The sequence below is a fragment of the Ramlibacter sp. GCM10027632 genome (assembly GCF_042675325.1).
Lineage (GTDB): Bacteria > Pseudomonadota > Gammaproteobacteria > Burkholderiales > Burkholderiaceae_C > Ramlibacter.
Genome location: NZ_JBHTGW010000013.1, coordinates 1 through 25,284 on the forward strand (window position 1 = coordinate 1; position 25,284 = coordinate 25,284).

25 protein-coding genes are annotated in these 25,284 nt (G+C 70.5%); 21 read left to right on the top strand and 4 right to left on the bottom strand.

What is annotated here, in order from left to right; all coding sequences use genetic code 11:
• Positions 1 to 188 precede the first annotated feature (188 nt).
• Positions 189 to 1,112, bottom strand: a complete 924-nt coding sequence (locus tag ACFQZY_RS17050; RefSeq protein ID WP_377418039.1) for an MBL fold metallo-hydrolase — start codon at positions 1,110 to 1,112, stop codon at positions 189 to 191.
• 75 nt (positions 1,113 to 1,187) lie between these two features.
• Between ACFQZY_RS17050 and ACFQZY_RS17055 the strand changes: the two genes are divergently transcribed.
• Positions 1,188 to 2,153: an esterase/lipase family protein gene (locus ACFQZY_RS17055; RefSeq protein ID WP_377418041.1), complete on the top strand. Its 966-nt coding sequence runs from the start codon at positions 1,188 to 1,190 to the stop codon at positions 2,151 to 2,153.
• On the opposite strand, the gene phhA is transcribed toward ACFQZY_RS17055, so the two are convergent.
• Both phhA and hppD read right to left on the bottom strand, forming a co-directional pair.
• Complete coding sequence (gene phhA / locus ACFQZY_RS17060) at positions 2,104 to 2,919, bottom strand: phenylalanine 4-monooxygenase (RefSeq protein ID WP_377418043.1); 816 nt, start codon at positions 2,917 to 2,919, stop codon at positions 2,104 to 2,106. The genes ACFQZY_RS17055 and phhA overlap by 50 nt on opposite strands.
• 16 nt (positions 2,920 to 2,935) lie before the next feature.
• Positions 2,936 to 4,078, bottom strand: a complete 1,143-nt coding sequence (hppD, locus tag ACFQZY_RS17065; RefSeq protein WP_377418045.1) for a 4-hydroxyphenylpyruvate dioxygenase — start codon at positions 4,076 to 4,078, stop codon at positions 2,936 to 2,938.
• 133 nt (positions 4,079 to 4,211) lie between these two features.
• On the opposite strand from hppD, the gene ACFQZY_RS17070 reads away from it, so the two are divergent.
• From ACFQZY_RS17070 to ACFQZY_RS17115, 10 genes are all read left to right on the top strand, one after another.
• A complete protein-coding gene (locus ACFQZY_RS17070; RefSeq protein WP_377418047.1) occupies positions 4,212 to 4,691 on the top strand; it encodes an Lrp/AsnC family transcriptional regulator in 480 nt (159 codons plus the stop codon).
• Positions 4,692 to 4,775: 84 nt separating this feature from the next.
• Entirely contained in the window at positions 4,776 to 5,432 is a 657-nt protein-coding gene (locus tag ACFQZY_RS17075; protein WP_377418049.1) for a GNAT family N-acetyltransferase, read from the top strand.
• Between the two features lie 96 nt (positions 5,433 to 5,528).
• Complete coding sequence (locus tag ACFQZY_RS17080; protein WP_377418051.1) at positions 5,529 to 6,416, top strand: HlyC/CorC family transporter; 888 nt, start codon at positions 5,529 to 5,531, stop codon at positions 6,414 to 6,416.
• Positions 6,413 to 7,909 (top strand): apolipoprotein N-acyltransferase, encoded by a 1,497-nt coding sequence (lnt, locus tag ACFQZY_RS17085; RefSeq protein ID WP_377418053.1) that lies wholly within the window; start codon positions 6,413 to 6,415, stop codon positions 7,907 to 7,909. The genes ACFQZY_RS17080 and lnt overlap by 4 nt, the downstream gene beginning before the upstream one ends.
• A 37-nt stretch (positions 7,910 to 7,946) precedes the next feature.
• A complete protein-coding gene (glyQ, locus tag ACFQZY_RS17090; protein ID WP_377418055.1) occupies positions 7,947 to 8,852 on the top strand; it encodes a glycine--tRNA ligase subunit alpha in 906 nt (301 codons plus the stop codon).
• A 4-nt stretch (positions 8,853 to 8,856) separates the two neighbouring features.
• Positions 8,857 to 10,968 carry a glycine--tRNA ligase subunit beta gene (gene glyS / locus ACFQZY_RS17095; RefSeq protein ID WP_377418057.1) on the top strand — a complete coding sequence of 704 codons (2,112 nt, stop codon included), beginning with the start codon at positions 8,857 to 8,859 and terminating at the stop codon, positions 10,966 to 10,968.
• Positions 10,969 to 11,002: 34 nt separating this feature from the next.
• On the top strand, positions 11,003 to 11,560 hold the full coding sequence (gmhB, locus tag ACFQZY_RS17100) for a D-glycero-beta-D-manno-heptose 1,7-bisphosphate 7-phosphatase (RefSeq protein WP_377418059.1): 558 nt from the start codon (positions 11,003 to 11,005) through the stop codon (positions 11,558 to 11,560).
• Positions 11,560 to 12,345 carry a lysophospholipid acyltransferase family protein gene (locus tag ACFQZY_RS17105; protein ID WP_377418189.1) on the top strand — a complete coding sequence of 262 codons (786 nt, stop codon included), beginning with the start codon at positions 11,560 to 11,562 and terminating at the stop codon, positions 12,343 to 12,345. The genes gmhB and ACFQZY_RS17105 overlap by 1 nt, the downstream gene beginning before the upstream one ends.
• Positions 12,317 to 13,300, top strand: a complete 984-nt coding sequence (locus tag ACFQZY_RS17110; RefSeq protein ID WP_377418061.1) for a M48 family metallopeptidase — start codon at positions 12,317 to 12,319, stop codon at positions 13,298 to 13,300. Before ACFQZY_RS17105 ends, ACFQZY_RS17110 begins: the two co-directional genes overlap by 29 nt.
• A 5-nt stretch (positions 13,301 to 13,305) precedes the next feature.
• Positions 13,306 to 15,237 carry an ATP-binding protein gene (locus ACFQZY_RS17115; RefSeq protein ID WP_377418063.1) on the top strand — a complete coding sequence of 644 codons (1,932 nt, stop codon included), beginning with the start codon at positions 13,306 to 13,308 and terminating at the stop codon, positions 15,235 to 15,237.
• Positions 15,238 to 15,270: 33 nt separating this feature from the next.
• Here the strand turns inward: ACFQZY_RS17115 and ACFQZY_RS17120 are convergent, their stop codons facing one another.
• Positions 15,271 to 16,326: an MBL fold metallo-hydrolase gene (locus ACFQZY_RS17120; protein WP_377418065.1), complete on the bottom strand. Its 1,056-nt coding sequence runs from the start codon at positions 16,324 to 16,326 to the stop codon at positions 15,271 to 15,273.
• 96 nt (positions 16,327 to 16,422) lie between these two features.
• Here ACFQZY_RS17120 and ACFQZY_RS17125 point away from each other — a divergent pair, with 96 nt between their 5' ends.
• Genes ACFQZY_RS17125 through ACFQZY_RS17170 form a run of 10 tightly spaced genes read left to right on the top strand, consistent with a single transcriptional unit; the run spans position 16,423 to position 25,282 of the window.
• Entirely contained in the window at positions 16,423 to 16,893 is a 471-nt protein-coding gene (locus tag ACFQZY_RS17125; RefSeq protein ID WP_377418067.1) for a MerR family DNA-binding transcriptional regulator, read from the top strand.
• Between the two features lie 58 nt (positions 16,894 to 16,951).
• Positions 16,952 to 17,416: a PaaI family thioesterase gene (locus ACFQZY_RS17130; RefSeq protein WP_377418069.1), complete on the top strand. Its 465-nt coding sequence runs from the start codon at positions 16,952 to 16,954 to the stop codon at positions 17,414 to 17,416.
• 45 nt (positions 17,417 to 17,461) lie between these two features.
• The gene (locus ACFQZY_RS17135) at positions 17,462 to 18,640 is read left to right on the top strand and encodes an isovaleryl-CoA dehydrogenase (RefSeq protein WP_377418071.1); all 1,179 of its coding nucleotides are present in this window, start codon (positions 17,462 to 17,464) and stop codon (positions 18,638 to 18,640) included.
• Between the two features lie 38 nt (positions 18,641 to 18,678).
• Positions 18,679 to 19,338, top strand: coding sequence for a carbonate dehydratase (gene can / locus ACFQZY_RS17140; RefSeq protein WP_377418073.1), 660 nt, complete (start codon positions 18,679 to 18,681; stop codon positions 19,336 to 19,338).
• A gap of 31 nt (positions 19,339 to 19,369) precedes the next feature.
• Positions 19,370 to 21,175, top strand: coding sequence for a bifunctional isocitrate dehydrogenase kinase/phosphatase (gene aceK, locus ACFQZY_RS17145; RefSeq protein ID WP_377418075.1), 1,806 nt, complete (start codon positions 19,370 to 19,372; stop codon positions 21,173 to 21,175).
• On the top strand, positions 21,172 to 22,356 hold the full coding sequence (locus ACFQZY_RS17150) for an acetyl-CoA C-acyltransferase (RefSeq protein ID WP_377418077.1): 1,185 nt from the start codon (positions 21,172 to 21,174) through the stop codon (positions 22,354 to 22,356). The genes aceK and ACFQZY_RS17150 overlap by 4 nt, the downstream gene beginning before the upstream one ends.
• 1 nt (position 22,357) lies before the next feature.
• Positions 22,358 to 23,026, top strand: a complete 669-nt coding sequence (locus ACFQZY_RS17155; protein ID WP_377418079.1) for an SDR family oxidoreductase — start codon at positions 22,358 to 22,360, stop codon at positions 23,024 to 23,026.
• A gap of 18 nt (positions 23,027 to 23,044) precedes the next feature.
• Positions 23,045 to 24,172 (top strand): acyl-CoA dehydrogenase family protein, encoded by a 1,128-nt coding sequence (locus ACFQZY_RS17160; protein WP_377418081.1) that lies wholly within the window; start codon positions 23,045 to 23,047, stop codon positions 24,170 to 24,172.
• Between the two features lie 28 nt (positions 24,173 to 24,200).
• The gene (locus tag ACFQZY_RS17165; RefSeq protein WP_377418083.1) at positions 24,201 to 24,596 is read left to right on the top strand and encodes a YchJ family protein; all 396 of its coding nucleotides are present in this window, start codon (positions 24,201 to 24,203) and stop codon (positions 24,594 to 24,596) included.
• Positions 24,593 to 25,282, top strand: a complete 690-nt coding sequence (locus tag ACFQZY_RS17170) for an HAD family hydrolase (RefSeq protein WP_377418085.1) — start codon at positions 24,593 to 24,595, stop codon at positions 25,280 to 25,282. The genes ACFQZY_RS17165 and ACFQZY_RS17170 overlap by 4 nt, the downstream gene beginning before the upstream one ends.
• The last annotated feature ends 2 nt before the right edge of the window (positions 25,283 to 25,284 follow it).

A 25,284-nucleotide genomic window follows, 5' to 3' on the forward strand; every position in this document is an offset into this window, starting at 1 on the left:
CCGAACAGGACAGTGAAACGCCTCTGCGCCGATGATAGTGCGGATTCCCGTGTGAAAGTAGGACATCGTCAGGCTCTTACAGCAGCAAATACCCCCTGTGTCGAAAGATACAGGGGGTTTTTGTTTTTGCGCCTGGGTTGTCGGTTTGCAGAAATGACGCCGCAGGTTTGCGATCCTGCTGATGGCTATCAGGCGTCCACGATGTCCGTGCCCTCGCGGCGCAAGGCGCCCGAGGCGGCCAACTCGTCGACCACCTGGTCCAACCATGCCGAGGGCTCGATTCCCGGCGCCCAGCGCTCACGCACCAGACCCAGGTAGCGCGTGCGATCAGCCCAGCCGCGCAGCTCATCCTGGGTGAATCGCTTCAGTTCGAGGAGCTTGTATTTCAACAGCACCTTGGCGGCATAGCGGGCGTGGCGCGCCGGGTCCTCTTCGAACCCGCGAAGGCGCTTGCGCGCGGTGGCCAGCGCTCCCGTGACATCGGTGAAGACCGGGCCGTGACCCGGGATGACCACGCGGGGAGCCAGTGACTCGATGAGGTCCAGGGTCTGCCCGACTTCCGCGAAGGCGGACTCGCCCTCCAGCTCCGGGAAGACCACGCCAAAGCCGCTTTCCCACAACGCATCGGCCGAAACCAGGGTGCGCGAGGCTGGCTCGAAGAGGATGACCGAGTGCGGGTCGTGGCCCGGGGCCGCGTGGACTTCCCAACTCTGGGCACCCATGGCGAGCATACTGCCCGGAACGAGCGCCGCGTCGAGCCGGAAGCGAGGACACAGCTGGCCCGTGGGCTCGTAGGTGAGGGCCACCGGATCCCAGTCCCGCACCTGCTGCGCATGGCCCGGTGGAACCAGGGTCCGGGCTGCGGGATAACGCGCCTGGAGGGCCGCGTTTCCACCGCAGTGGTCGCTGTGAAGGTGGGTGTTCACCAGCAGGTCGAGCGGGCGTTCGCCCAGCGCGCGGGACACCAGCGCCAAGGTCTGTTCGGCGTGCGTGCAGTAGCCGCTGTCGATGAGGGTGGACGGGCCGTCGCCGACCAGCAGGATGTTGTTCGCGGAGAGCCATCCGCGTTCAAACACGGAAACACCGGCGGGCAAGGGGAGGGCGTGCGTCATGAAGCGCCCATTCTCCCGCGCAACCGCAGGAGCGCGCCCCCGGGACTGTCCGGAGCGCCGCGGCATACTGGGGCCATGCCCGCGCCTTCGTCCCTCGCACGCCTGCAACAGGTGATCACCGTGTGGGTGGCTGCGTGCGCACTCGGCTGGGCCTGGGCCTGGTGGGATCGGGCGGCGGCCGTCGCGATCCTGGGGGCGCTGGTGATCGCGTTCACTCACGCCTGGGTGATGGGCGCGGAGTTCCTGATGCTGCGCGAGGTCCGGCGTGAAGACCCGGCGCCTCGGGCGAGCGGGCGGCAGCTCCTTCTCGCCTGGGGCGCCGAGGCCTGCCTGGGCCTCCTGGTCTTCGCCTGGCGCCAGCCATTCCGCTGGCGCGCCATCCCGGACCGCCTCCAGGGACCGCGGGTGGCCGGCCGGCACGGGGTCGTGTTCGTGCATGGCTTCGTCTGCAACCGCGGATTCTGGACCCACTGGCGCCGCCGGCTCGAATCCGAGGGGCGGGCGCATGTGTCGGTGAACCTGGAGCCGGTGTTCGCCGCGATCGACGTCCACGTGCCGACCCTGGACGCCGCCGTGCAGGCGGTGCGGCAGGCGACGGGCCTGCCGCCGCTGCTGGTGTGCCACAGCATGGGCGGACTGGTCGCGCGCGCCTGGCTGCGCGAGCAGCGCGATGACGGGGCCGCGGCGCATGTGGTCACGATCGGCAGCCCGCATGCCGGCACCTGGCTCGCGAGGTTCAGCCACCTTCCCAATGGCCTGCAGATGCGCCAGGGCAGCGCCTGGCTGCGGGCGCTGGCTGAGGCGAGCCCCGCCGGGCGCGCTGCGCGCTTCACCTGCTGGTGGTCCAACTGCGACAACATCGTGATGCCCCCGTCCACCGCCAGGCTGGCGGACGCGGACAACCGCTTCGTGCCGGGCGCCGCCCACGTACAGCTGGCGTTCCGCCGCGAGGTGATGGCGGGCACGCTGGCCCTGCTCGCGGACCTGGACGCTAAGGCTGCAGCTCCGGAAGTCCGCGCAGCCGCTCGTAGATCGGCGTGAAGTCCGGCGCGGTCTTGTCGAACAGTTCCTGGAAGCTGTCGATGACGAAGTACGTGTGCTGGAAGGTGTCGATCTTGTAGCGCGTGCGCATGACGCGCTCGACGTCCAGCGCAAGCCGCTGCGGCTGCGGGCTTTCCACGGCGTAGCGCAGTTCACCAGGTGAACTGAGGATGCCGGCCCCGTAGGCGCGCAGCGCGCCCCGCTCGCGGATCAGGCCGAATTCCACCGTGTACCAGTACAGGCGGGACAGCTGCTCGCAGGCGCCGAGCCTGTGGGCCTTGAGGCCGCCCTGGCCATAGGCCTGCATGTGGTCGGCGAACACCGGATCGAACAGCAGCGGAACATGGCCGAAAAGGTCGTGGAAGACATCCGGCTCGACGATGTAGTCGAACTCCTCGGGCCTGCGGATCCAGTCGGTGACCGGGAAGCGCCGGTTCGCCAGCAGCGTGAAGAACGGCACCTCGGGGATCAGCCCGGGAACGCCCACGATCTCCCAGCCCGTGGCGCGCCGCAGGCGTTCGTTGATCGCCTCGAAGCGGGGAATGCGGTCGCTCGCGCCGAGCGCCGGCAGCGCCCGCACGAAGGCCTCGCACGCGCGCCCTTGCACCAGGGCAGCCTGGCGCGCGTAGAGGCGACGGTAGGTGTCGTGGTCCTGGGCCGTGTAGGCGCCAGGGTCCTGCGCGCAGGTGTAGTCGTCGGCCGCGCGGCTGTAGTCGCCGCGGGGCGGCCGGTCACTGGTGCCATAGACGACGGGCTGGACAGCCAAGGGACCTCCTGCGGGATCAGGGCGTCGCGGCGCCGGGGGCGAGCACGCCGCGGCGCATCTGGTCCAACTCCATGGACTCGAACAGCGCCTTGAAGTTGCCCTCGCCGAAGCCCTCGTTGCCCTTGCGCTGGATGAACTCGAAGAAGATCGGCCCGAGCTGGTTTTCGCTGAAGATCTGCAGCAGCAAGGCGTCAGGCAAGCCGTCGACGAGGATGTTGCGCTGGCGCAGGGCCTCCACGTCCTCGCGCAGGTCGGGAATGCGCCGGGGCAGCAGCTCGTAGTAGGTGTCGCTGGTCTCCAGCAGCTTCACGCCGGAGAGCTGGAGCGCGTCGACCGTCTCGTACAGGTCGGTCGAGGCCAGCGCGATGTGCTGGATGCCCTCGCCGTGGTAGCGGTCCAGGTACTCCTGGATCTGGCCGGCCTTGTCGTTGCCCTCCTCGTTGATCGGGATGCGGATCTTGCCGCACGGGCTGGTCATGGCCTTGCTCTTGACGCCGGTGGCCTGGCCCTCGATGTCGAAGTAGCGGACCTCGCGGAAGTTGAACAGCCGCTCATAGAACTCCGCCCACTCGTTCATGCGGCCCCGGTGCACGTTGTGCGTCAGGTGGTCGATGACGGTGAGGCCGAAGCCCGCCGGGTCCAGCGCCTCGACGCCGCGCGCGCCGGGCAGCGGTTCGAAGTCCACGTCGTAGAAGCCGATGTTGCCGATGTCGCCGGCTTGCGCGCCGTTCTTGCCGCGCCAGCGGTCCACCAGGTAGATGAGGCTGTCGCCGATGCCCTTGATGGCCGGGATGTTGAGCTCGCCCGGGCCGGCCTGGCCCGCGTAGCCCCACGCGCCCAGCGCGATCGCGCGCTCGTAGGCCGCCTTGGCGTCCTGCACCCGGAAGGCGATGGCGCAGATGCTCGGCCCGTGCTGGCGCGCGAAGCGCTGGGCGAAGGAGTCCGGCTCGGCATTGACGATGAAGTTGATGCCGCCCTGGCGGTACAGCGTCACGTCCTTGTGGCGGTGCCTGGCGATGGCTCGAAAGCCCATGCGCTCGAACAGCGCGCCCATGGCGGCCGGGTCGGGCGCGGCGTACTCGATGAACTCGAAGCCGTCGGTTCCCATGGGGTTGTCCCAGGTGGCCGCCGTCGTGCCGGCGGGCAGGGGGGCATTCATGCGCGTGTCTCCTTCAGGTGATTGACGCACTGTAGGCGGCTTGATCTTCACGATTCGTGCGATCTGGTGCCGTCAAAGCCAGCGACTTTGCAGGTTTTTTGCGTGCGCCCGCCGCGATGCAGATAATTCCAGCATGCCAGCCGCTGACCTCGACAAGCTCGACCGTGCAATCCTGCGCCTGCTCCAGGCCAACGGGCGCGAAACCTACGACGTGATCGGCGGCCAGGTGGGCCTGTCGGCCTCGGCCGTGCTGCGGCGGGTCAAGCGGCTGGAGGAAACCGGGGTGATCGACCGCTACGTCGCCCTGGTCCGGCCGGAGACCGTGGGCCTGGGCCTGACCGCCTACCTCAACGTGCGCCTGGAAAAGCACACCGAGAGCCACAAGCGCAACCCGATGGACCTGTTCCGCGCCAGCGTGCAGACCTGGCCGGAGGTGGTGGAGTGCGCCGCCCTGACCGGGGAGATGGACTACCTGCTGCGCGTGGTCGTCGAGGACATGGCGCACTACAGCCGCTTCATCATGGACACGCTGCTCAAGCACCCCAGCGTGGAGGACTGCAAGACCAGCTTCGTGCTCGACCGGGTCAAGGCCACCACCGCCGTGCCGCTCTGACCGGTTCCCTACCCGAAGTCCTGGCTGTAAGGTTGAGTAATTTTCTTGCTGCAGTGCAGCAGGAAATGCCCGACAATCCGACCCATGCCCGAGTCGTCCGACCTCCGGTCGAAGTTGTTCCACGTCCCCATCCGCTCGCTGGGCCCCGCCCACCGCGAGAAGATCGCCGAGCACCTGCTGGCGCTGGACGAGCACGACCGGTATCTGCGGTTCGGCTACATGGCCACGGACGAGCAGGTCCGCAAGTACGTCGACTCGCTGAACTTCGACCGTGACGAGATCTTCGGCATCTACAACCGCTGGCTCGAGCTGGTCGCCATCGCCCACCTCGCGTTCTCCGACCATCCCGGCTCGGCCAACTGCGCCGAGTTCGGCGTGTCGGTGGCGAAGAAGGCGCGCGGCCGCGGTTTCGGCTCGCGACTGTTCGACCGCGCCGTCATGCATGCGCGCAACGAGGGCGTGGAGCTGTTGTTCGTCCACGCGCTCAGCGAGAACGCCGCGATGATCAAGATCGCGCGCAACGCCGGCGCCACGGTTGAACGCGATGGCACCGAGACCGAGGCCCACCTGCGCCTGCCCCCGGCGACGCTGGACACGCGCGTGACCGAGCTGCTCGAGGAGCAGATGGCCCAGACCGACTACCGGCTCAAGCAGCAGGCGCGCCAGTTCTGGGACTTCCTCGGCGGTCTGCAGGAGGTCCGGCGGGGCGTGCGCGAAGGGCGCTACAAGTCCGGCCGCTGAAGCCGTGGCGGCCCCCGGTGCGCCGGGCGTGGCTGTCATTCGATTGGGCTATCCTTGGAGCCCTCCCAACGACCGCATGTCCTGCACCTCCTGACTGTGTCAGACCCCCACCCTGCGCGCGCTCCTGGCGAAAAGGAAGACAAGCGCACGTTCCTGCAAAAGCTGGCGGAATTCATCCACCCGGGCCCGGATTCGAAGGCCGAACTGATCGAGACGCTGGCGGACGCCGAGGACAACGACGTCATCGGGCCCGAGTCCCGCGTGATGCTCGAAGGCGTGATCCGCATGGCCGACCTCACCGCCGGTGACGTCATGGTGGCTGCGCCGCGGATGGACCTGGTCAACATCGACGCGCCGTACGAGGAGATCCTGCACCTGGTGATCGAGACGGCGCACTCGCGCTTCCCGGTCTACGAGGGGGACCGCGAGAACATCATCGGCATCCTCCTGGCCAAGGACCTCCTCAAGCTCCAGCGCGCGCCCGAGCTGAACCTGCGCGCGCTGCTGCGCCCGGCCTCCTTCATCCCCGAGAGCAAGGGCCTGAACGACCTGCTGCGCGAGTTCCGCGGCAACCGCAACCACCTGGCCATCGTGATCGACGAGTTCGGCCGTGTCGCCGGGCTGGTCACCATCGAGGACGTGCTCGAGCAGATCGTCGGCGAGATCGAGGACGAGTTCGACATCGCCGAGGACGAGGGCGACATCTTCGGCCTGGCCGACCAGACCTACCGCGTGAGCGGCGACACCACCCTCGAGCGCGTGAACGAGGCCTTCAGCGTGACGCTCGCGCCCAGCGACGCCGATGATGCCGACCTGCGCATCGAGACCATCGGCGGCCTGGTCGCCCACGAGATGGGCCATGTCCCCAAGCGCGGCGAGCGCACCTCCCTGGGTGGGCTCGATTTCGTCGTGCTCCACACCAAGGGCGGAGCGGTGCGCTGGTTCAAGGTGTCGCCGGCTGCGGCCCGCGACAGCACCGGTTGATCGCCGCCCGCCTGGCGCTGGCGCTCGCGGCCGGCGCCGCCCAGGGCCTGTCCATCGCCGCGCCCTGGGACGGCCAGCCCCTGTGGTGGCTGCAATTGCTGTCGCTGGGCGCGCTGGCGCTGCTGGTGCGCGACGCGCCCTCCTGGCGGCAGGCCGCGGCCACCGGCTGGGGCTTTGCCGTGGCCTGGCTGGCCGCCACCTGGTGGTGGCTGTTCATCTCCATGCATGTCTACGGCGGACTGGCCGCGCCCCTGGCGGTGCTCGCCGTGCTGGCCCTGGCCGGCTTCCTCGCCCTGTACTACGGCGCCGCCGCGGCGGTGGCCTGGCGCTGGGGGCGCGGCGGCGCGCTGGCGCTCGCGGGCGCCTGGCTCCTGGCCGAACTGATGCGGGCGCGCTGGTTCACCGGCTTCCCCTGGGGCGCCGGCGGCTATGCCCACGTGCAGGGGCCGCTGGCGGGCCTGGCGCCCTGGGTCGGGGTCCACGGCATCGGCTTTGCCGCGACCCTGCTGGCGGGCCTGCTGGCCGCCCTCGTGCGACCGGCGGGGCGCCGGCCCTGGGGCGCGACCGCGGGCGTGCTGGCCGTCGCCGCCGCGGCCGCCTGGGCGCCGGCCGGCGAGGGCGCGAGCGCGGGGCGGCTGCCGGTGGCGCTGCTCCAGGGCAACATCCCGCAGGACGAGAAGTTCCACTCCGGCACCGGCGTGCCCCAGGCGCTGGCCTGGTATGCCGACATGCTGCGCGCCGCGCCGGCCTCGCTGGTGGTGGCGCCCGAGACGGCCATCCCCCTGCTGCCCGCCCAGCTCCCGCCGGACTACCTCGACGGCATCGCCGCGCACTTCCAGGCCGGGCCGCAGGCGGCGCTGGTCGGCATTCCCCTGGGCAGCTACGCCGAGGGCTACACCAACTCGGTGGTGGGGCTGCGGCCGGGCGGGGGCGCCTACCGTTACGACAAGCACCACCTCGTGCCCTTCGGCGAGTTCATCCCGCCCCTGTTCCGGTGGTTCACCGACCTGATGCACATTCCCCTGGGCGACTTCAACCGCGGCGGCGTGGGCCAGGCCTCGTTCGAGTGGCAGGGCCAGCGCCTGGCGCCCAACATCTGCTACGAGGACCTGTTCGGCGAGGAGCTGGCGGCCCGCTTCGCCGACCCGGCGCGCGCGCCCACCGTCTTCGTGAACGTGAGCAACATCGGCTGGTTCGGCAACACCGTCGCCATCGACCAGCACCTGGCGATCAGCCGCATGCGCGCGCTGGAGTTCCGCCGGCCCGTGATCCGCGCCACCAACACCGGCGCCACCGCCATCGTCGACCACCGCGGCGTGGTCACCCACCGGCTCGCGCGCCACACCCGTGGCGTGCTGGCCGGCGAGGTCGAGGGCCGCGAAGGCCTGACCCCGTTCGCGCGCTGGTCCGCAGCCTTCGGCCTGTGGCCAGCCTGGGGGTTCGGCGTTGCTATCGTTTTGCTAGCTGGAAGGCGTTCCCGGCGCGTTGCCTGACCCGGGGCAGCCTCGGCCGCGACCTTAAAATCGGCCGATGCTCACCTTCCAGCAAATCATCCTGAAGCTGCAGTCCTACTGGGACGCGCAGGGCTGCGCCCTGCTGCAGCCCTACGACATGGAGGTCGGTGCCGGCACCTCGCACACCGCCACCTTCCTGCGCGCGCTCGGCCCCGAGCCGTGGAAGGCCGCCTATGTCCAGCCGAGCCGCCGCCCCAAGGACGGCCGCTACGGCGAGAACCCGAACCGCCTGCAGCACTACTACCAGTACCAGGTGGTGCTCAAGCCCGCGCCGGCCAACATCCTCGAGCTGTACCTCGGCTCGCTCGAGGCCCTGGGCTTCGACCTGAAGAAGAACGACATCCGCTTCGTCGAGGACGACTGGGAGAACCCCACGCTGGGCGCCTGGGGCCTGGGCTGGGAGGTCTGGCTCAATGGCATGGAGGTGACGCAGTTCACCTACTTCCAGCAGGTCGGCGGCATCGACTGCAAGCCCATCACCGGCGAGATCACCTACGGCCTGGAGCGCCTGGCCATGTACCTGCAGGGCGTGGAGAACGTCTACGACCTGAAGTGGACCGAGGGCCTGTCGTACGGCGACGTCTACCTGCAGAACGAGAAGGAGCAGTCGGCCTACAACTTCGAGCACAGCGACGCCGACTTCCTCTTCACCGCCTTCGCTGCCCACGAGAAGCAGGCCAAGTACCTGATGGAGCAGCAGCTGGCCCTGCCGGCCTACGAGCAGGTGCTCAAGGCGGCCCACAGCTTCAACCTGCTGGACGCGCGCGGCGCGATCAGCGTGACCGAACGCGCCGCCTACATCGGCCGCATCCGCAACCTGGCCCGCGCCGTGGCCCAGAGCTACTACGACAGCCGCGAGCGCCTGGGCTTCCCCATGGCGCCGAAGGAGTGGGTGGCCGAGATGACCAAGAAGGCCGCCTGACACCATGACCACTTCCCAGAACCTGCTCGTCGAACTGTTCGTCGAGGAGCTGCCTCCCAAGGCGTTGAAGAAACTGGGCCAGGCCTTCGCCGGCGTGCTGTTCGAGCAGCTGCAGGCCCAGGGCCTGGCGGGCGCCGGCTCCGAGCTGACCGCGTTCGCCTCGCCGCGCCGCCTGGCCGCGCACATCACCGCGGTGGCCTTCCAGGCCGCCGACAAGGCCGTCTCGCAGAAGCTGATGCCGGTGAGCGTCGGCCTCGACGCCGCGGGCAACGCCACCCCGGCGCTGCTGAAGAAGCTGCAGGCCCTGGGCGCCGATGCGTCCGCGGTGGCCGGCCTCAAGCGCGCGCCCGACGGCAAGGCCGAGGCCCTGTTCTACGAGAGCACCGCGCGCGGCGCCACGCTGGCCGAGGGCCTGCAGAAGGCGCTGGCCGAGGCCATCGCCAAGCTGCCGATTCCCAAGGTCATGACCTACCAGCTGGCCGACGGCTGGACCGACGTGAAGTTCGTGCGCCCCGCCCACTCGCTGGTGGCGCTGCATGGCGGCGCCGTGGTGCCTGTCACCGCGCTGGGCCTCACCGCCGGCAATACCACCCAGGGCCACCGCTTCGAGGCGGCGAGCCCGGTGGTGACCATCCCCGCGGCCGACGCCTATGCCGAGGTGCTGCAGCGTGACGGCGCCGTGATCCCCGGCTTCGAGGCGCGCCGCGCCGAGATCGCGCGCCAGCTCGCGCAGGCCGCGGCCCAGGTGGGCGGCGGCGCCCGCCCCATCGAGGACGAGGCCCTGCTCGATGAAGTGACCGCGCTGGTTGAACGCCCCAACGTGCTGCTGTGCCAGTTCGAGAAGGAATTCCTCGACGTGCCGCAGGAGTGCCTGATCCTCACGATGAAGGCCAACCAGAAGTACTTCCCGCTGCTGGACGCGGCCGGCAAGCTCACCAACCGCTTCCTGGTCGTGAGCAACATCCGCCCGGCCGACGCCAGCGCCGTCACCGGCGGCAACGAGCGCGTGGTGCGCCCGCGCCTGGCCGATGCCAAGTTCTTCTTCGACCAGGACCGCAAGAAGACCCTGGCCTCGCGCGCCGAGGGCCTGGCCAAGGTGGTCTACCACAACAAGCTCGGCACCCAGGGCGAGCGCACCGCCCGCGTGCGCGAGCTCGCGCAGGTGATCGGCGCCCAGCTCGGTGACGACCACCTGGCCTGGAAGTCGGACCTCGCCGCCAGCCTGGCCAAGGCCGACCTGCTCACCGACATGGTGGGCGAGTTCCCCGAGCTGCAAGGCATCATGGGTCGCTACTACGCCCAGGCCGACGGCCTGGACGCCGACGTCGCCGACGCGATCGAGGACCACTACAAGCCGCGTTTCGCCGGCGACGAGCTCCCGCGCAATTCCGTGGGCCTGGTGGTCGCCCTGGCCGACAAGCTCGAGACGCTGGCCGGCCTGTTCGCCATCGGCCAGCTGCCCACTGGCGACAAGGACCCGTTCGCGCTGCGCCGCCACGCCCTGGGCGTGGTGCGCATGCTCATGGAGCGTGACCTGTCGCTGTCCCTGGGCGAGATCCTGGCCGCGGCCGTGGGCCTGTTCCCGCAGGCCGGCGCCGAGACCACCGGGCAGCTGGCCACCTTCATCTACGAGCGCCTGGCCGGCATGCTGCGCGAGCAGGGCTACAGCGCCCAGGAAGTGGACGCGGTGCTGGCCCTGCAGCCGCAGCGCCTGGGCGATGTCGCCAAGCGCCTGGCGGCGGTGCGCGCCTTCGCCGCGCTGCCCGAGGCGCCGGCCCTGGCCGCTGCCAACAAGCGCATCGGCAACATCCTCAAGAAGGCCGACGGCGTGGTCGATGCCCATGTCAGCGAGGTGCTGCTGCGGGAGGATGCCGAGAAGGCCCTGTTCGCCGCCACCCGCCAGCTGGCCCCCGAGGCCGGGGCGAAGTTCGAGGCCGGCGACTACACCGGCTCGCTGCAGACGCTCGCCGCGCTGCGCGGCCCGGTCGACGCCTTCTTCGACGACGTGATGGTCAACGCCGAGGAGACCGACCTGCGCCTGAACCGCCTGGGCCTGCTGGCGACGCTGCACCGCGAGATGAACCGCGTGGCCGACCTGTCGCGCCTGGCGGCATGAGGATCATGAGCGCAGCGCCGAGCGTGGGGGCCGGATGAACCTGAAGCTGGTCATCCTGGATCGGGACGGCACGATCAACGTCGACAGCGACGAATACGTCAAGTCCGCCGAGGAGTGGGTGCCGCTGCCCGGCGCGCTGGAGGCCGTCGCGCGCCTGAACCACGCGGGCTGGCACGTCGCCGTGGCGACCAACCAGTCCGGCCTCGGGCGCGGCCTGTTCGACGTGGCCGCCCTCAACGCCATGCACGCCAAGATGCACAAGCTGCTGGGCGCGCAGGGCGGGCGCATCGACGCGGTCTTCTACTGCCCGCACGGCCCCGAGGAGAACTGCACCTGCCGCAAGCCGCAGCCGGGCCTGTTCGAGCAGATCGGCGAGCGCTTCGGCGTGGACCTCAAGGGCGTGCCCTGCGTGGGCGACACCCTGCGTGACCTGCAGGCCGGCGCCGCGGTGGGCTGCGAGCCGCACCTGGTCCTCACCGGCAAGGGCGCGGGCTTCCGCGGCCGGCCGCTGCCCGAGAACTTCCCCCCCGGCACCCGGGTCCATGAGGACCTCGCGGCCTTCGCCGACTACCTGATACGCCAGCCCCGATGATGAATTTCCTGCGCTCCCTCGTTCACGGCCTGTGGATGCTGGTGTCCGTGATCCCCTGGGGGCTGCTGATGCTGCTGGTGTCGGTGCGCGTGCGCGGCATTCCCCTGTACTGGATGGCGGCGCGCTGGCTGCGTGGCGCGGTCACCGCGGCGCGCTGGATCATCGGCATCCGCGTGCGCGTCACCGGCATGGAGCACCTGCCCCAGGGCGAGACCAGCCCGGCGATCCTGCTGGTCAAGCACCAGTCCACCTTCGAGACCTTCCTGATGCCCACGCTGATGCCGCACCCGCTGGCCTACGTGTTCAAGAAGGAGCTGCTGCAGATCCCGTTCTTCGGCTGGGCCATGGCCCGCCTGGACATGATCCACATCGACCGCAGCCAGCGCGCGGCCGCCTTCAACAAGGTGGTGTCGCAGGGCCAGGCGCTGCTGGCGCGCGGCATCTGGATCATCATGTTCCCCGAGGGCACGCGCATCCCGCGCGGCGAGAAGGGCACCTACAAGACCGGCGGCACGCGCCTGGCGATTGCCACTGGCGCGCCGGTGATCCCGGTGGCGGTGACCTCGGCCAAGGTCTGGCCGCGCAAGGCCTTCGTCAAGCGCCCGGGCATCGTCGATGTCTCCATCGGCCGCCCCATCCCCAGCGAGGGCCGCGACGCCGATGAGCTGATGCGCGAGGTCGAGGCCTGGATCGAATCCGAGATGCGCCGCCTCGACCCCGAGGCCTACCCCCCGCAAGCCCGGGCCGTGGCGGACGATGAACAGGCTCCTGCAACTCGCGCTTGACCTGTTCGACGCGCCGGCTCCCGCCAGCGCGCCACCCGCGCCGCCCGCGGCACCCGCGCCGGCCGCCTTTCCGGCCTCCACGCCGTCCCCCGCCCCGGCCGGCGTGACGCCCACCGGGGCGCCCCGGGTTCCCACGGCCTCCGCACCGGCCGCCCCGCCCGCGGAGCCCCTGTCCCGGGTGCTCGAGCCGGTGCGCTTCGCGCACCCGCGCGCCAACCGGGAGTCCCTGCTCGAAGGCACCCGCGTGGCCTACGAGCTGCGCCGCGCGCGCCGGCGCACCATCGGCTTCAGCGTCGGCGCCGAGGGGCTCACCGTCAGCGCGCCCCAGTGGGTCACGCTGCGCGAGATCGAGGACGCGCTGCGCCACAAGTCCGCCTGGATCGTGCGCAAGCTCGCCGAGATGCGCGATCGCGATGCCCGCCTGGAGGGCGCGCGCATCGAGTGGCGCGACGGCGCGGTCCTGCCCTTCCTCGGCGAGGACGTGATCGTGGTGCTCGACCCGCGCCATGGCTTCGAGGGTGGCGGCGTGCTGCACACCGACGCCCAGGCCCTGCCGGGCGTGCCGCGGCTCACCCTGCACCTGGGGCTGTCGCAGCAGGCCGGCCCCGTGCAGATCCGCGACGCCGCCCAGGCCTGGCTGATGCGCCAGGCGCGCCGGCTGTTCACCGAACGCCTGGAGCACTACGCCCCGCAGCTGGGGGTGCGCTGGACCAAGCTCAGCCTGAGCAGCGCCGCCACCCGCTGGGGCACGGCCAGCGCTGACGGCGCCATCCGCCTGAACTGGCGCCTGGTCCACTTCCGCCTGCCGGTGATCGACTACGTGGTGGTTCACGAGCTCAGTCACCTGCGCGTGATGGACCACAGCCCGCGTTTCTGGGAAACGGTGGGCACGGTGGTGCCCGATTACGCGGCGCTGCGCGCCGAACTCAGGGCCGACCCGCTGCCGCCCTGGTAGACCCCATGGCCTCCCGGGCCCAGGTGCGTGACAATCGCGTCCATGACTGCCCGGGGCCCGAGATGATCAGCCGCCTGAGCCTGAGCCTGCGACTGCGGCTGATGGCGCTGGTGCTGGCCACGCTGCTGCCGCTGGGAGCGCTGTCCATCTGGTCGGCGTATGCGGCCTCGCGCAGCGCGCTGGCGCAGACCTACGACCAGCTCGCGCTGACCGCCTCGCTGGTGGCCTCGCAGCAAGACCGCCTGGCCGACGCCGCCGAGCACCTGCTGGCGGTGATCACCGCCATCCCCGAGATCCGCCACCTGGAACGCGATCGCTGCGTCGATTACATGGCCGGCCTGCGCGGGCGCTACCCGATCTACGGGAACATCGGCATCCTCGACCTGCAGGGCAACCTGACCTGCCACGCCGGCGGCCGCCAGGGCGACTTCAACGCCGCCGACCGCGTCTACTTCCAGGACGCCATCCGCCTGCGCCGCTTCGTCATGGGGGACCTCGTCGTCGGCCGCACGATGAACCGCCCCGTCATCACCTTCGCCATGCCGATCCTCGAGGGCGGCGAAGTGCGCGGCGTCGCCTTCGCCGGCATCGACGTGGCGCAGATGCAGGCCGACCTCAACGAGGTGCCCCTGCCGCCGGGCGTGCGCCTGGTCCTCACCGACGTGGCGGGCCGCATCGTCATCGAGCGGGATGCCGGCGGGCTGGCCCCACGCCCGCCCGGAACACCCGCGGCCTCGCCGGCGCTGCGTGACGCCGCCGTGCGCATGGCGAGCGGCCAGGCCCGCACCAGCGGCCGCGACGGCACCCAGCGCATCTTCTCCTACCAGCCGACCCAGGCGGTCGGCGAGCGAAGGTTCATGGTCTTCGCCAGCATGGACGAGGCGCTCGTCGACGCCACCACCTGGGGGCGCGCCTGGCGCGAGCTGGGCGTGCTGGCCGCGGCGCTCGCACTGTGCCTCGCCGCGGCCTGGCTGGTGGGCCGGCGCATGATCACCGCGCCGGCCGCCGAGGTCGAGGCCGTGGCTCGCCGCCTCGCCAGGGGCGACCTGGCGGCGCGCGTGCCGCTGGCCACCGAAGGCCCCTATGACGAATTCGGCCACATTGCCGCGGCGCTGAACCAGCTGGCCGCCTCCCTGCAGGAGCGCCAGCGCGAGGTCGAGGCCGAACTGGCCAACACCCGGCAGGCCCACGCCATGCTGGACGAGATCAACCGCACGCTGGAGGACCGCGTCGCCGAGGCCACCGCCAGCCTGCGCCAGGCCAATCGCGACCTCGAGGCCTTTTCCTACTCGGTCTCCCATGACCTGCGCGCGCCCCTGGCAGCCATCGGCGGCTTCGCGCGGGCCGTGGCCGAGCGCATCGCCCCCGGGGCCGACCCCAAGCTGCACCACTACCTGGACCGGATCCAGTCCGGCGCCCTGCAGATGGAGCAGCTGATCGAGGGCCTGCTGCAGCTCTCGCGCGCCGTGCGCGACCCGATGGAGCAGGCGCGCGTGGACCTCACCACCCTGGCGCGGGATACGCTCGAGGGGCTGCACATGCAGGAGCCGCTGCGCGCGGTCCGCAGCACCGTGCAGGAGGGCCTGGCCGTCACCGGCGACGGCCGCCTGCTGCAGACGGTGATGCAGAACCTCCTGGGCAACGCCTGGAAGTTCACGTCGGGCCGGGAGCAGGCGACGATCGAGGTCGGCGCTGCCAGGCGCGAGGGCCGGGTCGAGTACTACGTGCGGGACAACGGCGCCGGCTTCGACATGGCGCACGCGCAGCGGCTGTTCAAGCCGTTCCAGCGGCTGCACCCGGCCAGCGAGTTTCCGGGCACGGGCATCGGCCTGGCGACGGTGCAGCGGGTGATCGAGCGCCACGGCGGAACCCTGCGTGCCGAGTCGGCGCCGGGCCAGGGCTGCACCATCTGGTTCACGCTGCCGCCGGCCGAGTGAGCGCGGGCCGTGACGCGCCGGGGCGCCCGCGCGTCACGCGGCCTCGAAGCGCCAGGCCCCGTCCTCGCCGCGCCGGCGGCGCAGCCTGCCCTGGCCACGCAGCGCGTGCAGGTGCGCCAGCGACTCGCCCAGGGCGAACAGCGTCTGCTGCGCGTCCAGCGTGCGGCGGAACAGGACCGGCAGCATGTCGACGGCGGTGTGCGGGCGCGCGCGGCAGGCGGCCAGCACCTCGGCCAGGCGCTCCTCGTGGTGGGCGAGCAGCTGGCCGACGCGCGCATGCAGCCCGGTGAACGGCCTGCCGTGCGAGGGCAGCACCAGCGTGGCGGCCGGCAACGCCAGAAACTTCTGCAGCGAGGCGAGGAAGGCGGTCAGCGGGTCGGCCTCGGGCTCGATGTCGTAGACGCTGATGTTGGTGGAGATGCGGGGCAGCACCATGTCACCCGAGACCAGCACGCCCAGCTCCCCGCAGTACAGGGCCATGTGGTCGGGAGAGTGGCCCTGCCCGCTGATGCACAGCCAGTCGCGCCCGCCGATGCGCAGCGTCGCGCCGTCGGACAGGCGCCGGAAGCGGGGCGGCAGCGCCGGCACCAGCGAGGCGTAGTGGCCCTCGCGCGAGCGCACCAGCGCCAGCACCTCGGCGTCCGCGAGGCCGTGTGACGCGAAGAACCGGGCCGTCGCCTCGCCGCCGAAGCCGGCCAGGCCCGCGGTGCCGGTGCAGGCCGCGTAGTAGTCCAGCGCGCTGATCCACAGCTCGCACTGCCAGCGCTCGCACAGCGCGTGGGCGAAGCCGACATGGTCCGGGTGCATGTGCGTGACCACCACCCGCAGCACCGGCAGGCCCTGCATCTCGCCGGCGAACAGCTGTTCCCACTGCGCGCGGGTGTCCGCGTGATGGATGCCGGTGTCGACCACGGTCCAGCCCTCGCGGCCGTCCAGCGTGTCGCGCAGCAGCCAGAGGTTGATGTGGTCCAGCGCGAACGGCAGGCCCATGCGGATCCAGCGCACGCCGGGCGCCACCTCGATCGTGGTGGCCGGCTCCGGCTGGCGGTCGGCGAACGGGTAGTCGAGCGTGGACGGTGGCGGCGGCATGCGGCTCCTGCGATTGACGTTGACGTAAACGTCAGATGTAATGCGGCATTCTAGGCGGGCCCCCGGCAGGGGGCCCGCATCTGCGAGACGGATCCCATGGCCACCACCACCTACACCATCAGCGACCTGGCGAAGGAATTCGACCTGACCACGCGCGCCATGCGCTTCTACGAGGACATGGGCCTGCTGCAGCCGCAGCGCACCGGCCCCGGCGGGCGCAACCGCATCTACAGCGCGCGCGACCGCACCCGCCTCAAGCTCACGCTGCGGGCCAAGCGCCTGGGCCTGTCCCTCACCGAGGCGCGTGACCTGATCGACATGTACGACAGCCCGCGCGACACCGGCCCGCAGCTACGCCGCTTCCTGGACATCCTGGCCCAGCACCGCCGCCAGCTCGAGGACCAGATGGCCGACCTCCAGGCCAACCTCGACGAGGTCAAGGTCCACGAGAAGGAGGCCCGGGCCCTGCTGGGGCGCATCGGCAGCGGCGAGAAGGGCGCGAAGGCGGAGGCGGCCGACAAGTCCGCAAAAGGCAGCGGGTCCCGGCCCCGGGCCAAGGCGGCATAATTGACGTTTACGTAAACGTCAATTTCGGGCCCGCCACAACGACACGGAGACCACCGCGATGCAGAACCCCCGCTTCGAGTCCCTCGACCCGGCCTTCGAGCCGCGCGTGCGCGCGAGTTTCAGCCGCCAGACCGCCATGGCCACGCTGGGCGCGAGGCTGCAGCGGGTGGATGCCGGCCAGGTCGAGATCGAGCTGCCGTTCGCGGCCCACATCACGCAGCAGCACGGCTTCGTGCATGGCGGCGTGATCTCCGCGGTGCTCGACTCCGCTTGCGGCTACGCCGCCTCCAGCCTGATGCCGGCCGACGCCGGCGTGCTCACCATCGAGTTCAAGGTCAACCTGCTGGCGCCCGCCAAGGGCCGCCGCTTCCGCGTCGCGGGCGAGGTCGTCAAGCCCGGGCGCACCATCACCGTGACCGAGGGCAAGGCCTGGGCCGTCGACGACGACGGCCGCGAGAAGCTGGTGGCCACCATGGTCGCCACCATGATGGTCATCACCGGACGCGACGGCATCCAGCACTGACCCCGCCGTACCGACAACCCCATTCCATCCGAAGAGAGACACGCCATGAACCTGCCCGGCCTCAATTTCCAGCTCGGTGAAGACATCGACGCCCTGCGCGACGCAGTGCGCGATTTCGCCCAGGCCGAAATCGCCCCGCTCGCCGCCGAGGTGGACCGCAGCGACCAGTTCCCCATGCACCTGTGGCGGAAGATGGGCGAGCTCGGCGTGCTGGGCATCACCGTGCCCGAGGAGTACGGCGGCGCGAACATGGGCTACCTCGCCCACATGATCGCGATGGAGGAGATCTCCCGCGCCTCGGCCTCCATCGGCCTGTCCTACGGCGCGCACTCCAACCTGTGCGTCAACCAGATCAAGCGCAACGGCACCGAGGCGCAGAAGAAGAAGTACCTGCCCAAGCTGATCTCCGGCGAGCATGTCGGCGCGCTGGCCATGAGCGAGCCGGGCGCCGGCTCCGACGTCATCTCGATGAAGCTGCGCGCCGAGGACAAGGGCGGCTACTACGTCCTGAACGGCAACAAGATGTGGATCACCAACGGCCCCGACGCCGACACCCTGGTGGTCTATGCCAAGACCGAGCCCGAGCTGGGCGCGCGCGGCGTCACCGCCTTCCTGATCGAGAAGGGCATGAAGGGCTTCTCCATCGCGCAGAAGCTGGACAAGCTGGGCATGCGCGGCAGCCACACCGGCGAGCTGGTGTTCCAGAACGTCGAGGTGCCCGCGGAGAACGTGCTGGGTTCGGTCAATGGCGGCGCCAGGGTGCTGATGTCGGGCCTGGACTACGAGCGTGCCGTGCTGGCCGCCGGCCCCATCGGCATCATGCAGTCGGTGATGGACAACGTGGTCCCCTACATCCACGACCGCAAGCAGTTCGGCCAGAGCATCGGCGAGTTCCAGTTGATCCAGGGCAAGGTGGCCGACATGTACACCGTGCTCCAGGCCGGCCGCGCCTTCTGCTACACCATCGGCAAGAACCTGGACATGCTGGGCGCCGAGCACGTGCGCCAGGTCCGCAAGGACTGCGCCTCCGTCATCCTCTGGTGCGCCGAGAAGGCCACCTGGATGGCGGGCGAGGGCATCCAGATCTTCGGCGGCAACGGCTACATCAACGAGTACCCCCTGGGCCGCCTGTGGCGCGACGCCAAGCTCTATGAGATCGGCGCCGGCACCAGCGAGATCCGCCGCATGCTGATCGGCCGCGAGCTGTTCGCGGAGACGATGTAAGGCGGCCGCGGCCTCTGGCCTCGCGGACAATCGGCACCATGACCCGAGAACTCGAAGACCTGTTTGCGCACAACCGGACCTGGGCCGCGGAGATCGAACGCGAGCGCCCCGGCTTCTTCACCCGCCTGAAGGCGCAGCAGGAGCCGCGCTACATGTGGATCGGGTGCAGTGACTCGCGCGTGCCCGCCAACCAGATCACCGGCCTGGACCCGGGCGAGGTCTTCGTCCACCGCAACGTGGCCAACGTGGTCGTGCCCACCGACCTGAACTGCCTGTCCACCATCCAGTACGCGGTGGACCAGCTCAAGGTCGAACACCTGATGGTCGTCGGCCACTACGGCTGCGGCGGCGTGAACGCGGCGCTGCGCGGCATCCGCGTGGGCCTGGCGGACAACTGGCTGCGCCACATCAAGGACGTGGCCGACCGCCACCGCGCCCTGATCGACGCCACGCCCGACGGGCACCGCCTGGACCTGCTGTGCGAGCTCAACGTGATCGAGCAGGTGGTCAACGTGGCCCACACCACGGTGGTCCAGGACGCCTGGAAGCGCGGCCAGTCCGTCACGCTGCACGGGTGGGTCTACGGCATCTCCGACGGCCTCCTCCAGGACCTGCACATGACGGTGGACTCGCCGGAGGACCTGCAGCGCGCCTACCGCGGCGCCGTCGGCGCCATCGGCGGGGCCAAGCGGGGCTGAGTCCCGCCGCCGCCCCGGGAGGCCCCTGGCGATGTTCCCCCAGCGACTCGATTCCCCGCTGGCCTACGACATCGCCCAGGCCCTGGTCGACGGCTTCGACCGGCATTACCGCCTGTTCCGCGCCGAAAGCGCGCGCGCCCGGCACCGCTTCGAGACGGCCGACTGGCACGGCCAGCAGCGCGCGCAGCGCGAACGCATCGAGTTCTACGACCTGCGGGTGCGCGAGGCCTCGCAGCGCCTGGAGACGGAGTTCCGCGCCCACGAGCAGCCGATGGAGGTCTGGCAGCAGGCCAAGCTGCACTACATCGGCCTGCTGATCGACCACCAGCAGCCGGAGCTGGCCGAGACCTTCTTCAACTCGGTCACCACCAAGATCCTGCACCGCACCTACTTCCACAACGACTTCATCTTCGTGCGGCCCGCGGTCAGCACCGAGTACATCGAGGACAACGATCCCGCCGCCAGCGCCACCTACCGCGCCTACTACCCCACGCGCGAGACCCTGCACGAGACGGTGGTGCGCATCGTCCACAACTTCCGCCTGCAGCGCCCGTTCGCCGACCTCGAGGCCGACGCGCGCCAGGCCAGCGACGCGATCGCGCAGCGCCTGGCCGGAGCCCGGCTGCGCGCCAACTTCCAGGTGCAGGTGCTGTCGTCCCTGTTCTTCCGCAACAAGGGCGCCTACGTGGTCGGCAAGGTCATCAACGGCTTCAGCGAACTGCCCTTCGCGCTGCCGATCGTGCACGGCGACGACGGCCGCCTGGTGATCGACGCCTGCCTGGTCGGCGAGGAGGACCTGCAGATGCTGTTCTCCTTCGCGCGGGCCTACTTCATGGTGGACATGGCGGTGCCCTCGGCCTGGGTGCAGTTCCTGCGGACGCTGATGCCGCGCAAGCCGCGCGCCGAGATCTACAACGCGCTGGGCCTGGCCAAGCAGGGCAAGACCCTGTTCTACCGGGACTTCCTGCACCACCTGCGCCACTCCAGCGACAAGTTCCGCATCGCGCCGGGCATCAAGGGGATGGTGATGCTGGTGTTCGACCTGCCGTCCTTCCCCTTCGTGTTCAAGGTGATCAAGGACCACTTCCCGCTGCAGAAGGAGACCACGCGCGAGCAGGTCAAGGGCAAGTACCTGCTGGTCAAGCAGCATGACCGGGTGGGGCGCATGGCCGACACCCTGGAGTACAGCGAGGTGGCCTTCGCGCGCGAGCGCTTCGAGGACGCGCTGATCGAGGAGATCCGCCGCTTCGCCCCCAGCCAGCTCGAGATCTCCGAACGCGACGGCGACGGCCGCGAGGAGGTGATCCTCAAGCACGTCTACATCGAGCGCCGCATGATCCCGCTGAACCTCTACCTGCAGGAGGCGCTGGACGCCGGCGGCGGCGAGCAGCTCGAGCGCGCGGTCATCGAGTACGGCAACGCCATCAAGGACCTGGTGGCCGCCAACATCTTCCCCGGCGACATGCTCTGGAAGAACTTCGGCGTCACCCGCAACGGCAAGGTGGTGTTCTACGACTACGACGAGATCGAGTACCTCACCGACTGCAATTTCCGCCGCGTGCCCCCGCCGCGCAACGAGGACGACGAGCTGGCCAGCGAGCCCTGGTACGCCGTCGGCCCGCGCGACGTCTTCCCCGAGACCTTCGGCCCCTTCCTCCTGGGCCACCCCGCGGTGCGCGATGTTTTCATGCGCCACCACGGCGACCTGCTCGACCCGGCGTTCTGGCAGGCCCACAAGGAGCGCATCCAGTCCGGACATGTCCTCGACGTGTTCCCCTACGACCCCGAGCGGCGGTTCGCCCGCCCACCCACCCCTTCCAAGGAGACCATGCCATGACCACCGAATCCATCGTCATCGTCGGCGCCGCCCGCACCCCCATGGGCAGCTTCCAGGGTGACTTCGCCTCGCTCGCCGCGCACGACCTCGGCGGCGCCGCCATCCGGGCCGCCATCGAGCGCGCCGGCGTGCCGGCCGACGCCGTCGACGAGGTGCTTTTCGGCAACTGCCTGATGGCCGGCCAGGGCCAGGCGCCGGCGCGCCAGGCGGCCTTCAAGGGCGGCCTGCCCAAGGGCGCGGGCGCGGTCACGCTCTCGAAGATGTGCGGCTCGGGCATGAAGGCCACGATGCTGGCGCACGACATGCTCCTGGCCGGCTCGGCCCAGGTCATGGTGGCCGGCGGCATGGAGAGCATGACCAACGCGCCGTACCTGCTGCTCAAGGGCCGCGGCGGCTACCGCATGGGGCATGACCGCGTGTTCGACCACATGATGCTCGACGGCCTGGAAGACGCCTACGAGCCCGGCCGCTCCATGGGCACCTTCGGCGAGGATTGCGCCGCCAAGTACCAGTTCACCCGCGAGCAGCAGGACGCCTTCGCCACCACCAGCGTGCAGCGCGCCCAGGCCGCCACGCAGTCGGGGGCCTTCGCCAGGGAAATCACGCCGGTCACCGTCAAGACCCGCGCCGGCGAGACCGTGGTGTCCATCGACGAGGGGCCGGGCAAGGTCAAGCTGGACAAGATCGCCTCGCTCAAGCCGGCGTTCAAGAAGGACGGCACCATCACCGCCGCCTCCAGCTCGAGCATCAACGACGGCGCGGCCGCCCTGGTCCTCATGACCGAGTCCACCGCCCGGCGCCTGGGCTGCAAGCCGCTGGCCCGCATCGTGGCCCACGCCACCCACGCGCAGGAGCCCGAGTGGTTCTCCACCGCCCCGGTGGGCGCCACGCAGAAGGCGCTGGCCAAGGCCGGCTGGAAGGTGTCCGACGTGGACCTGTGGGAGATCAACGAGGCCTTCGCCGTCGTGCCCATGGCCCTGATGGCCGAACTGGGCGTGTCGCACGACGTCGTCAACGTCCACGGCGGTGCCTGCGCCCTGGGCCACCCGATTGGCGCATCCGGTGCGCGCATCCTGGTCACCCTGATCCACGCCCTGCAGGCCCGTGGCAAGAAGCGCGGCCTGGCCACGCTGTGCATCGGTGGCGGCGAGGGAACGGCCATGGCCATCGAGCTGGCCTGACATGGGCACGGTCCTCGTCCTCGGCGCCTCGCGCGGCATCGGCCTGGAGTTCGTTCGCCAGTACCGCGCGGCGGGCGAGCGCGTGATCGCCACTGCCCGCGACGAGGCGGGGCTGGAGCGCCTGCGCGCGCTGGGCGCCACGGCGCTGCGGCTGGACGTCTGCCAGACGGCCAGCATCGCCGGCCTGGCCTGGCAGCTCGATGGCGAGAAGATCGACCTGGCGCTGTACGTGGCCGGCGTCATCGTCCGCGCCGACGCGAAGCAGCCGCCCACCGATGTCGACTTCGATCGCGTCATGCACACCAACGTGCTCGGCGCGATGCAGGCCATCCCGCAGGTCGCGCCGCTGGTGGAAGCAGCCCGCGGCCGTTTCGTCTTCGTCTCCAGCCGCATGGGCCGCATCGCGCAGGTGGAGTCCAGCGGCAGCTGGACCTACCGTGTCAGCAAGGCCGCCCTGAACATGGCGGTGGCCAGTGCCCAGCTCGAGTACCCGCAGGCCGTGATGGTGGCGATGAGCCCCGGCTGGGTGCAGACCGACATGGGCGGCGCGGTCGCCTCGCTCACCGTGGAGGCCAGCGTGGCCTCGATGCGCGGCGCCATCGCCCGCCTGACCCCTGAACACCGCGGCGCCTTCCTGGACGTCGACGGCACGCCCTTCGCGGGCTGGTAACCCTTCAATCCGACGACCATGCTGCTCACCCCCGACCAGGAAATGATCCGCGACGCCGTGCGCGCCTTCGCCCAGGACCAGCTGTGGCCCCATGCCGCCCGCTGGGACCGTGAGCACCACTTCCCGCGCGAGGCCCACCGCGGCCTGGCCGCCCTCGGCGCCTACGGGATCTGCGTGCCCGAAGCCTATGGCGGCGCCAACCTCGACTACGTCACCCTGGCCCTGGTGCTCGAGGAGATCGCCGCCGGCGACGGCGGCACCAGTACCGCCATCAGCGTGACCAACTGCCCGGTCAACGCCATCCTCATGCGCTATGGCAGCGAGGCGCAGAAGCAGCGCTGGCTCACGCCCCTGGCGCAGGGCGAGATGCTCGGTGCGTTCTGCCTGACCGAGCCGCACGTGGGCAGCGATGCCTCGGCGCTGCGCACCACCGCGGTGAAGGCGGGCGGCGACTACGTCATCAACGGCGTCAAGCAGTTCATCACCTCGGGCAAGCATGGCCACCTGGCCATCGTCATCGCGGTCACCGACAAGGGCGCGGGCAAGAAGGGCATGAGCGCCTTCCTCGTGCCGACGGACACGCCCGGCTACATCGTGGCGCGGCTGGAGGAGAAGGTGGGCCAGCACTCCAGCGACACCGCGCAGATCAACTTCGACAACTGCCGCATCCCCGCCGAGAACCGCATCGGCGAGGAGGGCGAGGGCTACCGCATCGCCCTGAGCGCGCTGGAGGGCGGGCGCATCGGCATCGCGGCGCAGAGCGTGGGCATGGCCCGCAGCGCCTTCGAGGTGGCGGTGGCCTATGCCAAGGAGCGCCAGAGCTTCGGCACCGCCATCGTCAACCACCAGGCGGTGGGCTTCCGGCTGGCCGATTGCGCCACGCAGCTGGAGGCGGCGCGCCAGTTGATCTGGCACGCGGCCAGCCTGCGCGACGCCGGCCGGCCCTGCCTCAAGGAGGCGGCCATGGCCAAGCTGTTCGCCAGCGAGATCGCCGAGAAGGTGTGCAGCGCCGCGATCCAGACCCTGGGCGGCTACGGCTACGTGGCCGACTTCCCGGTGGAGCGCATCTGGCGCGACGTGCGCGTGTGCCAGATCTACGAGGGCACCTCCGACGTGCAGAAGATCATCATCCAGCGCGCGCTCTGAGGGCCGGGGCTTCGGGGACAATCGTGGCATGCCTGATGTCGCATGTCCCTGCGGGCGCGAGTCCGCCCGCGGCCATCCCGTGAAGTTCTCCGAATGCTGCGGCCGCTGGCTGCAGCAGCCCGCCCCCGACGCCGAGTGCCTGATGCGATCGCGCTACAGCGCCTTCGTGCGCGGCGACGGCGACTACCTCCTGGCCACCTGGCACGCCAGCACCCGTCCCGCCTCGATCGACTTCGACGCCGGCACCCGGTGGCTGGGGCTGCAGGTGCGCGGCCACCGCGTCGTCGACGACACGCACGCCGAGGTCGAGTTCGTCGCCCGCAGCCGCCCCGCCGGGCCCGGCCCGGCGATGCGTCTGCACGAACGCAGCCGCTTCGTGCGCGAGGACGGCCGCTGGTACTACGTCGACGGAGACCTGCTGTGAGCCGCGCCGCCTCCCGCGCCCCGCGTTTCGACGCCGTGCTGTTCGACTGCGACGGCGTGCTGGTGGACAGCGAGCCCATCACCAACGGCCTGCTGCGCGACATGCTGGCCGAGGCCGGCTGGGAGCTCACGCCGCAGGAATGCATGCGCATCTTCCTGGGCAAGGCGGTGAAGGACGAGCGCGCCCGCATCGAGGCCCACACCGGCCGCCCGCTCACCGACGCCTGGCTCGCCGGCTTCCGAGAGCGACGCAACCAGCTGCTGCTCGAGCGCCTGACGCCGATCCGCCACGCGCCCGAGGCGGTCGAGGCCGTGCATGGCCTGTACGGCGGGCGCATCGCATGCGCCTCCGGCGCCGACCTGTACAAGGTCAAGCTGCAGTTCGAGAAGACCGGCCTCATGCGCTGGTTCGAGGGCCGCATCTTCAGCGGGCACGACCTGCCGCGGTCCAAGCCCTTCCCCGATGTCTACCTCGCCGCCGCTGCGGCCCTGGGCGCCGACCCGCGCCGCTGCGCGGTGGTGGAGGACACGGTCACCGGCGTCACCGCGGGCATCCGCGCGGGCGCCACCGTCTTCGGCTACAGCCCCTCGCCTCAGGGGCACGACGCGCCGGCTGCCCTGCGCGAGGCCGGCGCCTCGGTCATCTTCACCGACATGGCCGACCTGCCCGGCCTGCTGTCCGCCTGAGG

Bases quoted from the DNA above. Each gene is read 5' to 3' on its own strand.
- ACFQZY_RS17050 (WP_377418039.1), bottom strand. From the start codon at position 1,112: ATGACGCACGCCCTCCCCTTGCCCGCCGGTGTTTCCGTGTTTGAACGC.
- ACFQZY_RS17055 (WP_377418041.1), top strand. From the start codon at position 1,188: ATGCCCGCGCCTTCGTCCCTCGCACGCCTGCAACAGGTGATCACCGTG.
- hppD (WP_377418045.1), bottom strand. From the start codon at position 4,078: ATGAATGCCCCCCTGCCCGCCGGCACGACGGCGGCCACCTGGGACAAC.
- ACFQZY_RS17070 (WP_377418047.1), top strand. From the start codon at position 4,212: ATGCCAGCCGCTGACCTCGACAAGCTCGACCGTGCAATCCTGCGCCTG.
- ACFQZY_RS17075 (WP_377418049.1), top strand. From the start codon at position 4,776: ATGCCCGAGTCGTCCGACCTCCGGTCGAAGTTGTTCCACGTCCCCATC.
- glyQ (WP_377418055.1), top strand. From the start codon at position 7,947: ATGCTCACCTTCCAGCAAATCATCCTGAAGCTGCAGTCCTACTGGGAC.
- glyS (WP_377418057.1), top strand. From the start codon at position 8,857: ATGACCACTTCCCAGAACCTGCTCGTCGAACTGTTCGTCGAGGAGCTG.
- gmhB (WP_377418059.1), top strand. From the start codon at position 11,003: ATGAACCTGAAGCTGGTCATCCTGGATCGGGACGGCACGATCAACGTC.
- ACFQZY_RS17105 (WP_377418189.1), top strand. From the start codon at position 11,560: ATGAATTTCCTGCGCTCCCTCGTTCACGGCCTGTGGATGCTGGTGTCC.
- ACFQZY_RS17110 (WP_377418061.1), top strand. From the start codon at position 12,317: ATGAACAGGCTCCTGCAACTCGCGCTTGACCTGTTCGACGCGCCGGCT.
- ACFQZY_RS17115 (WP_377418063.1), top strand. From the start codon at position 13,306: ATGGCCTCCCGGGCCCAGGTGCGTGACAATCGCGTCCATGACTGCCCG.
- ACFQZY_RS17120 (WP_377418065.1), bottom strand. From the start codon at position 16,326: ATGCCGCCGCCACCGTCCACGCTCGACTACCCGTTCGCCGACCGCCAG.
- ACFQZY_RS17125 (WP_377418067.1), top strand. From the start codon at position 16,423: ATGGCCACCACCACCTACACCATCAGCGACCTGGCGAAGGAATTCGAC.
- ACFQZY_RS17130 (WP_377418069.1), top strand. From the start codon at position 16,952: ATGCAGAACCCCCGCTTCGAGTCCCTCGACCCGGCCTTCGAGCCGCGC.
- ACFQZY_RS17135 (WP_377418071.1), top strand. From the start codon at position 17,462: ATGAACCTGCCCGGCCTCAATTTCCAGCTCGGTGAAGACATCGACGCC.
- can (WP_377418073.1), top strand. From the start codon at position 18,679: ATGACCCGAGAACTCGAAGACCTGTTTGCGCACAACCGGACCTGGGCC.
- aceK (WP_377418075.1), top strand. From the start codon at position 19,370: ATGTTCCCCCAGCGACTCGATTCCCCGCTGGCCTACGACATCGCCCAG.
- ACFQZY_RS17150 (WP_377418077.1), top strand. From the start codon at position 21,172: ATGACCACCGAATCCATCGTCATCGTCGGCGCCGCCCGCACCCCCATG.
- ACFQZY_RS17155 (WP_377418079.1), top strand. From the start codon at position 22,358: ATGGGCACGGTCCTCGTCCTCGGCGCCTCGCGCGGCATCGGCCTGGAG.
- ACFQZY_RS17160 (WP_377418081.1), top strand. From the start codon at position 23,045: ATGCTGCTCACCCCCGACCAGGAAATGATCCGCGACGCCGTGCGCGCC.
- ACFQZY_RS17165 (WP_377418083.1), top strand. From the start codon at position 24,201: ATGCCTGATGTCGCATGTCCCTGCGGGCGCGAGTCCGCCCGCGGCCAT.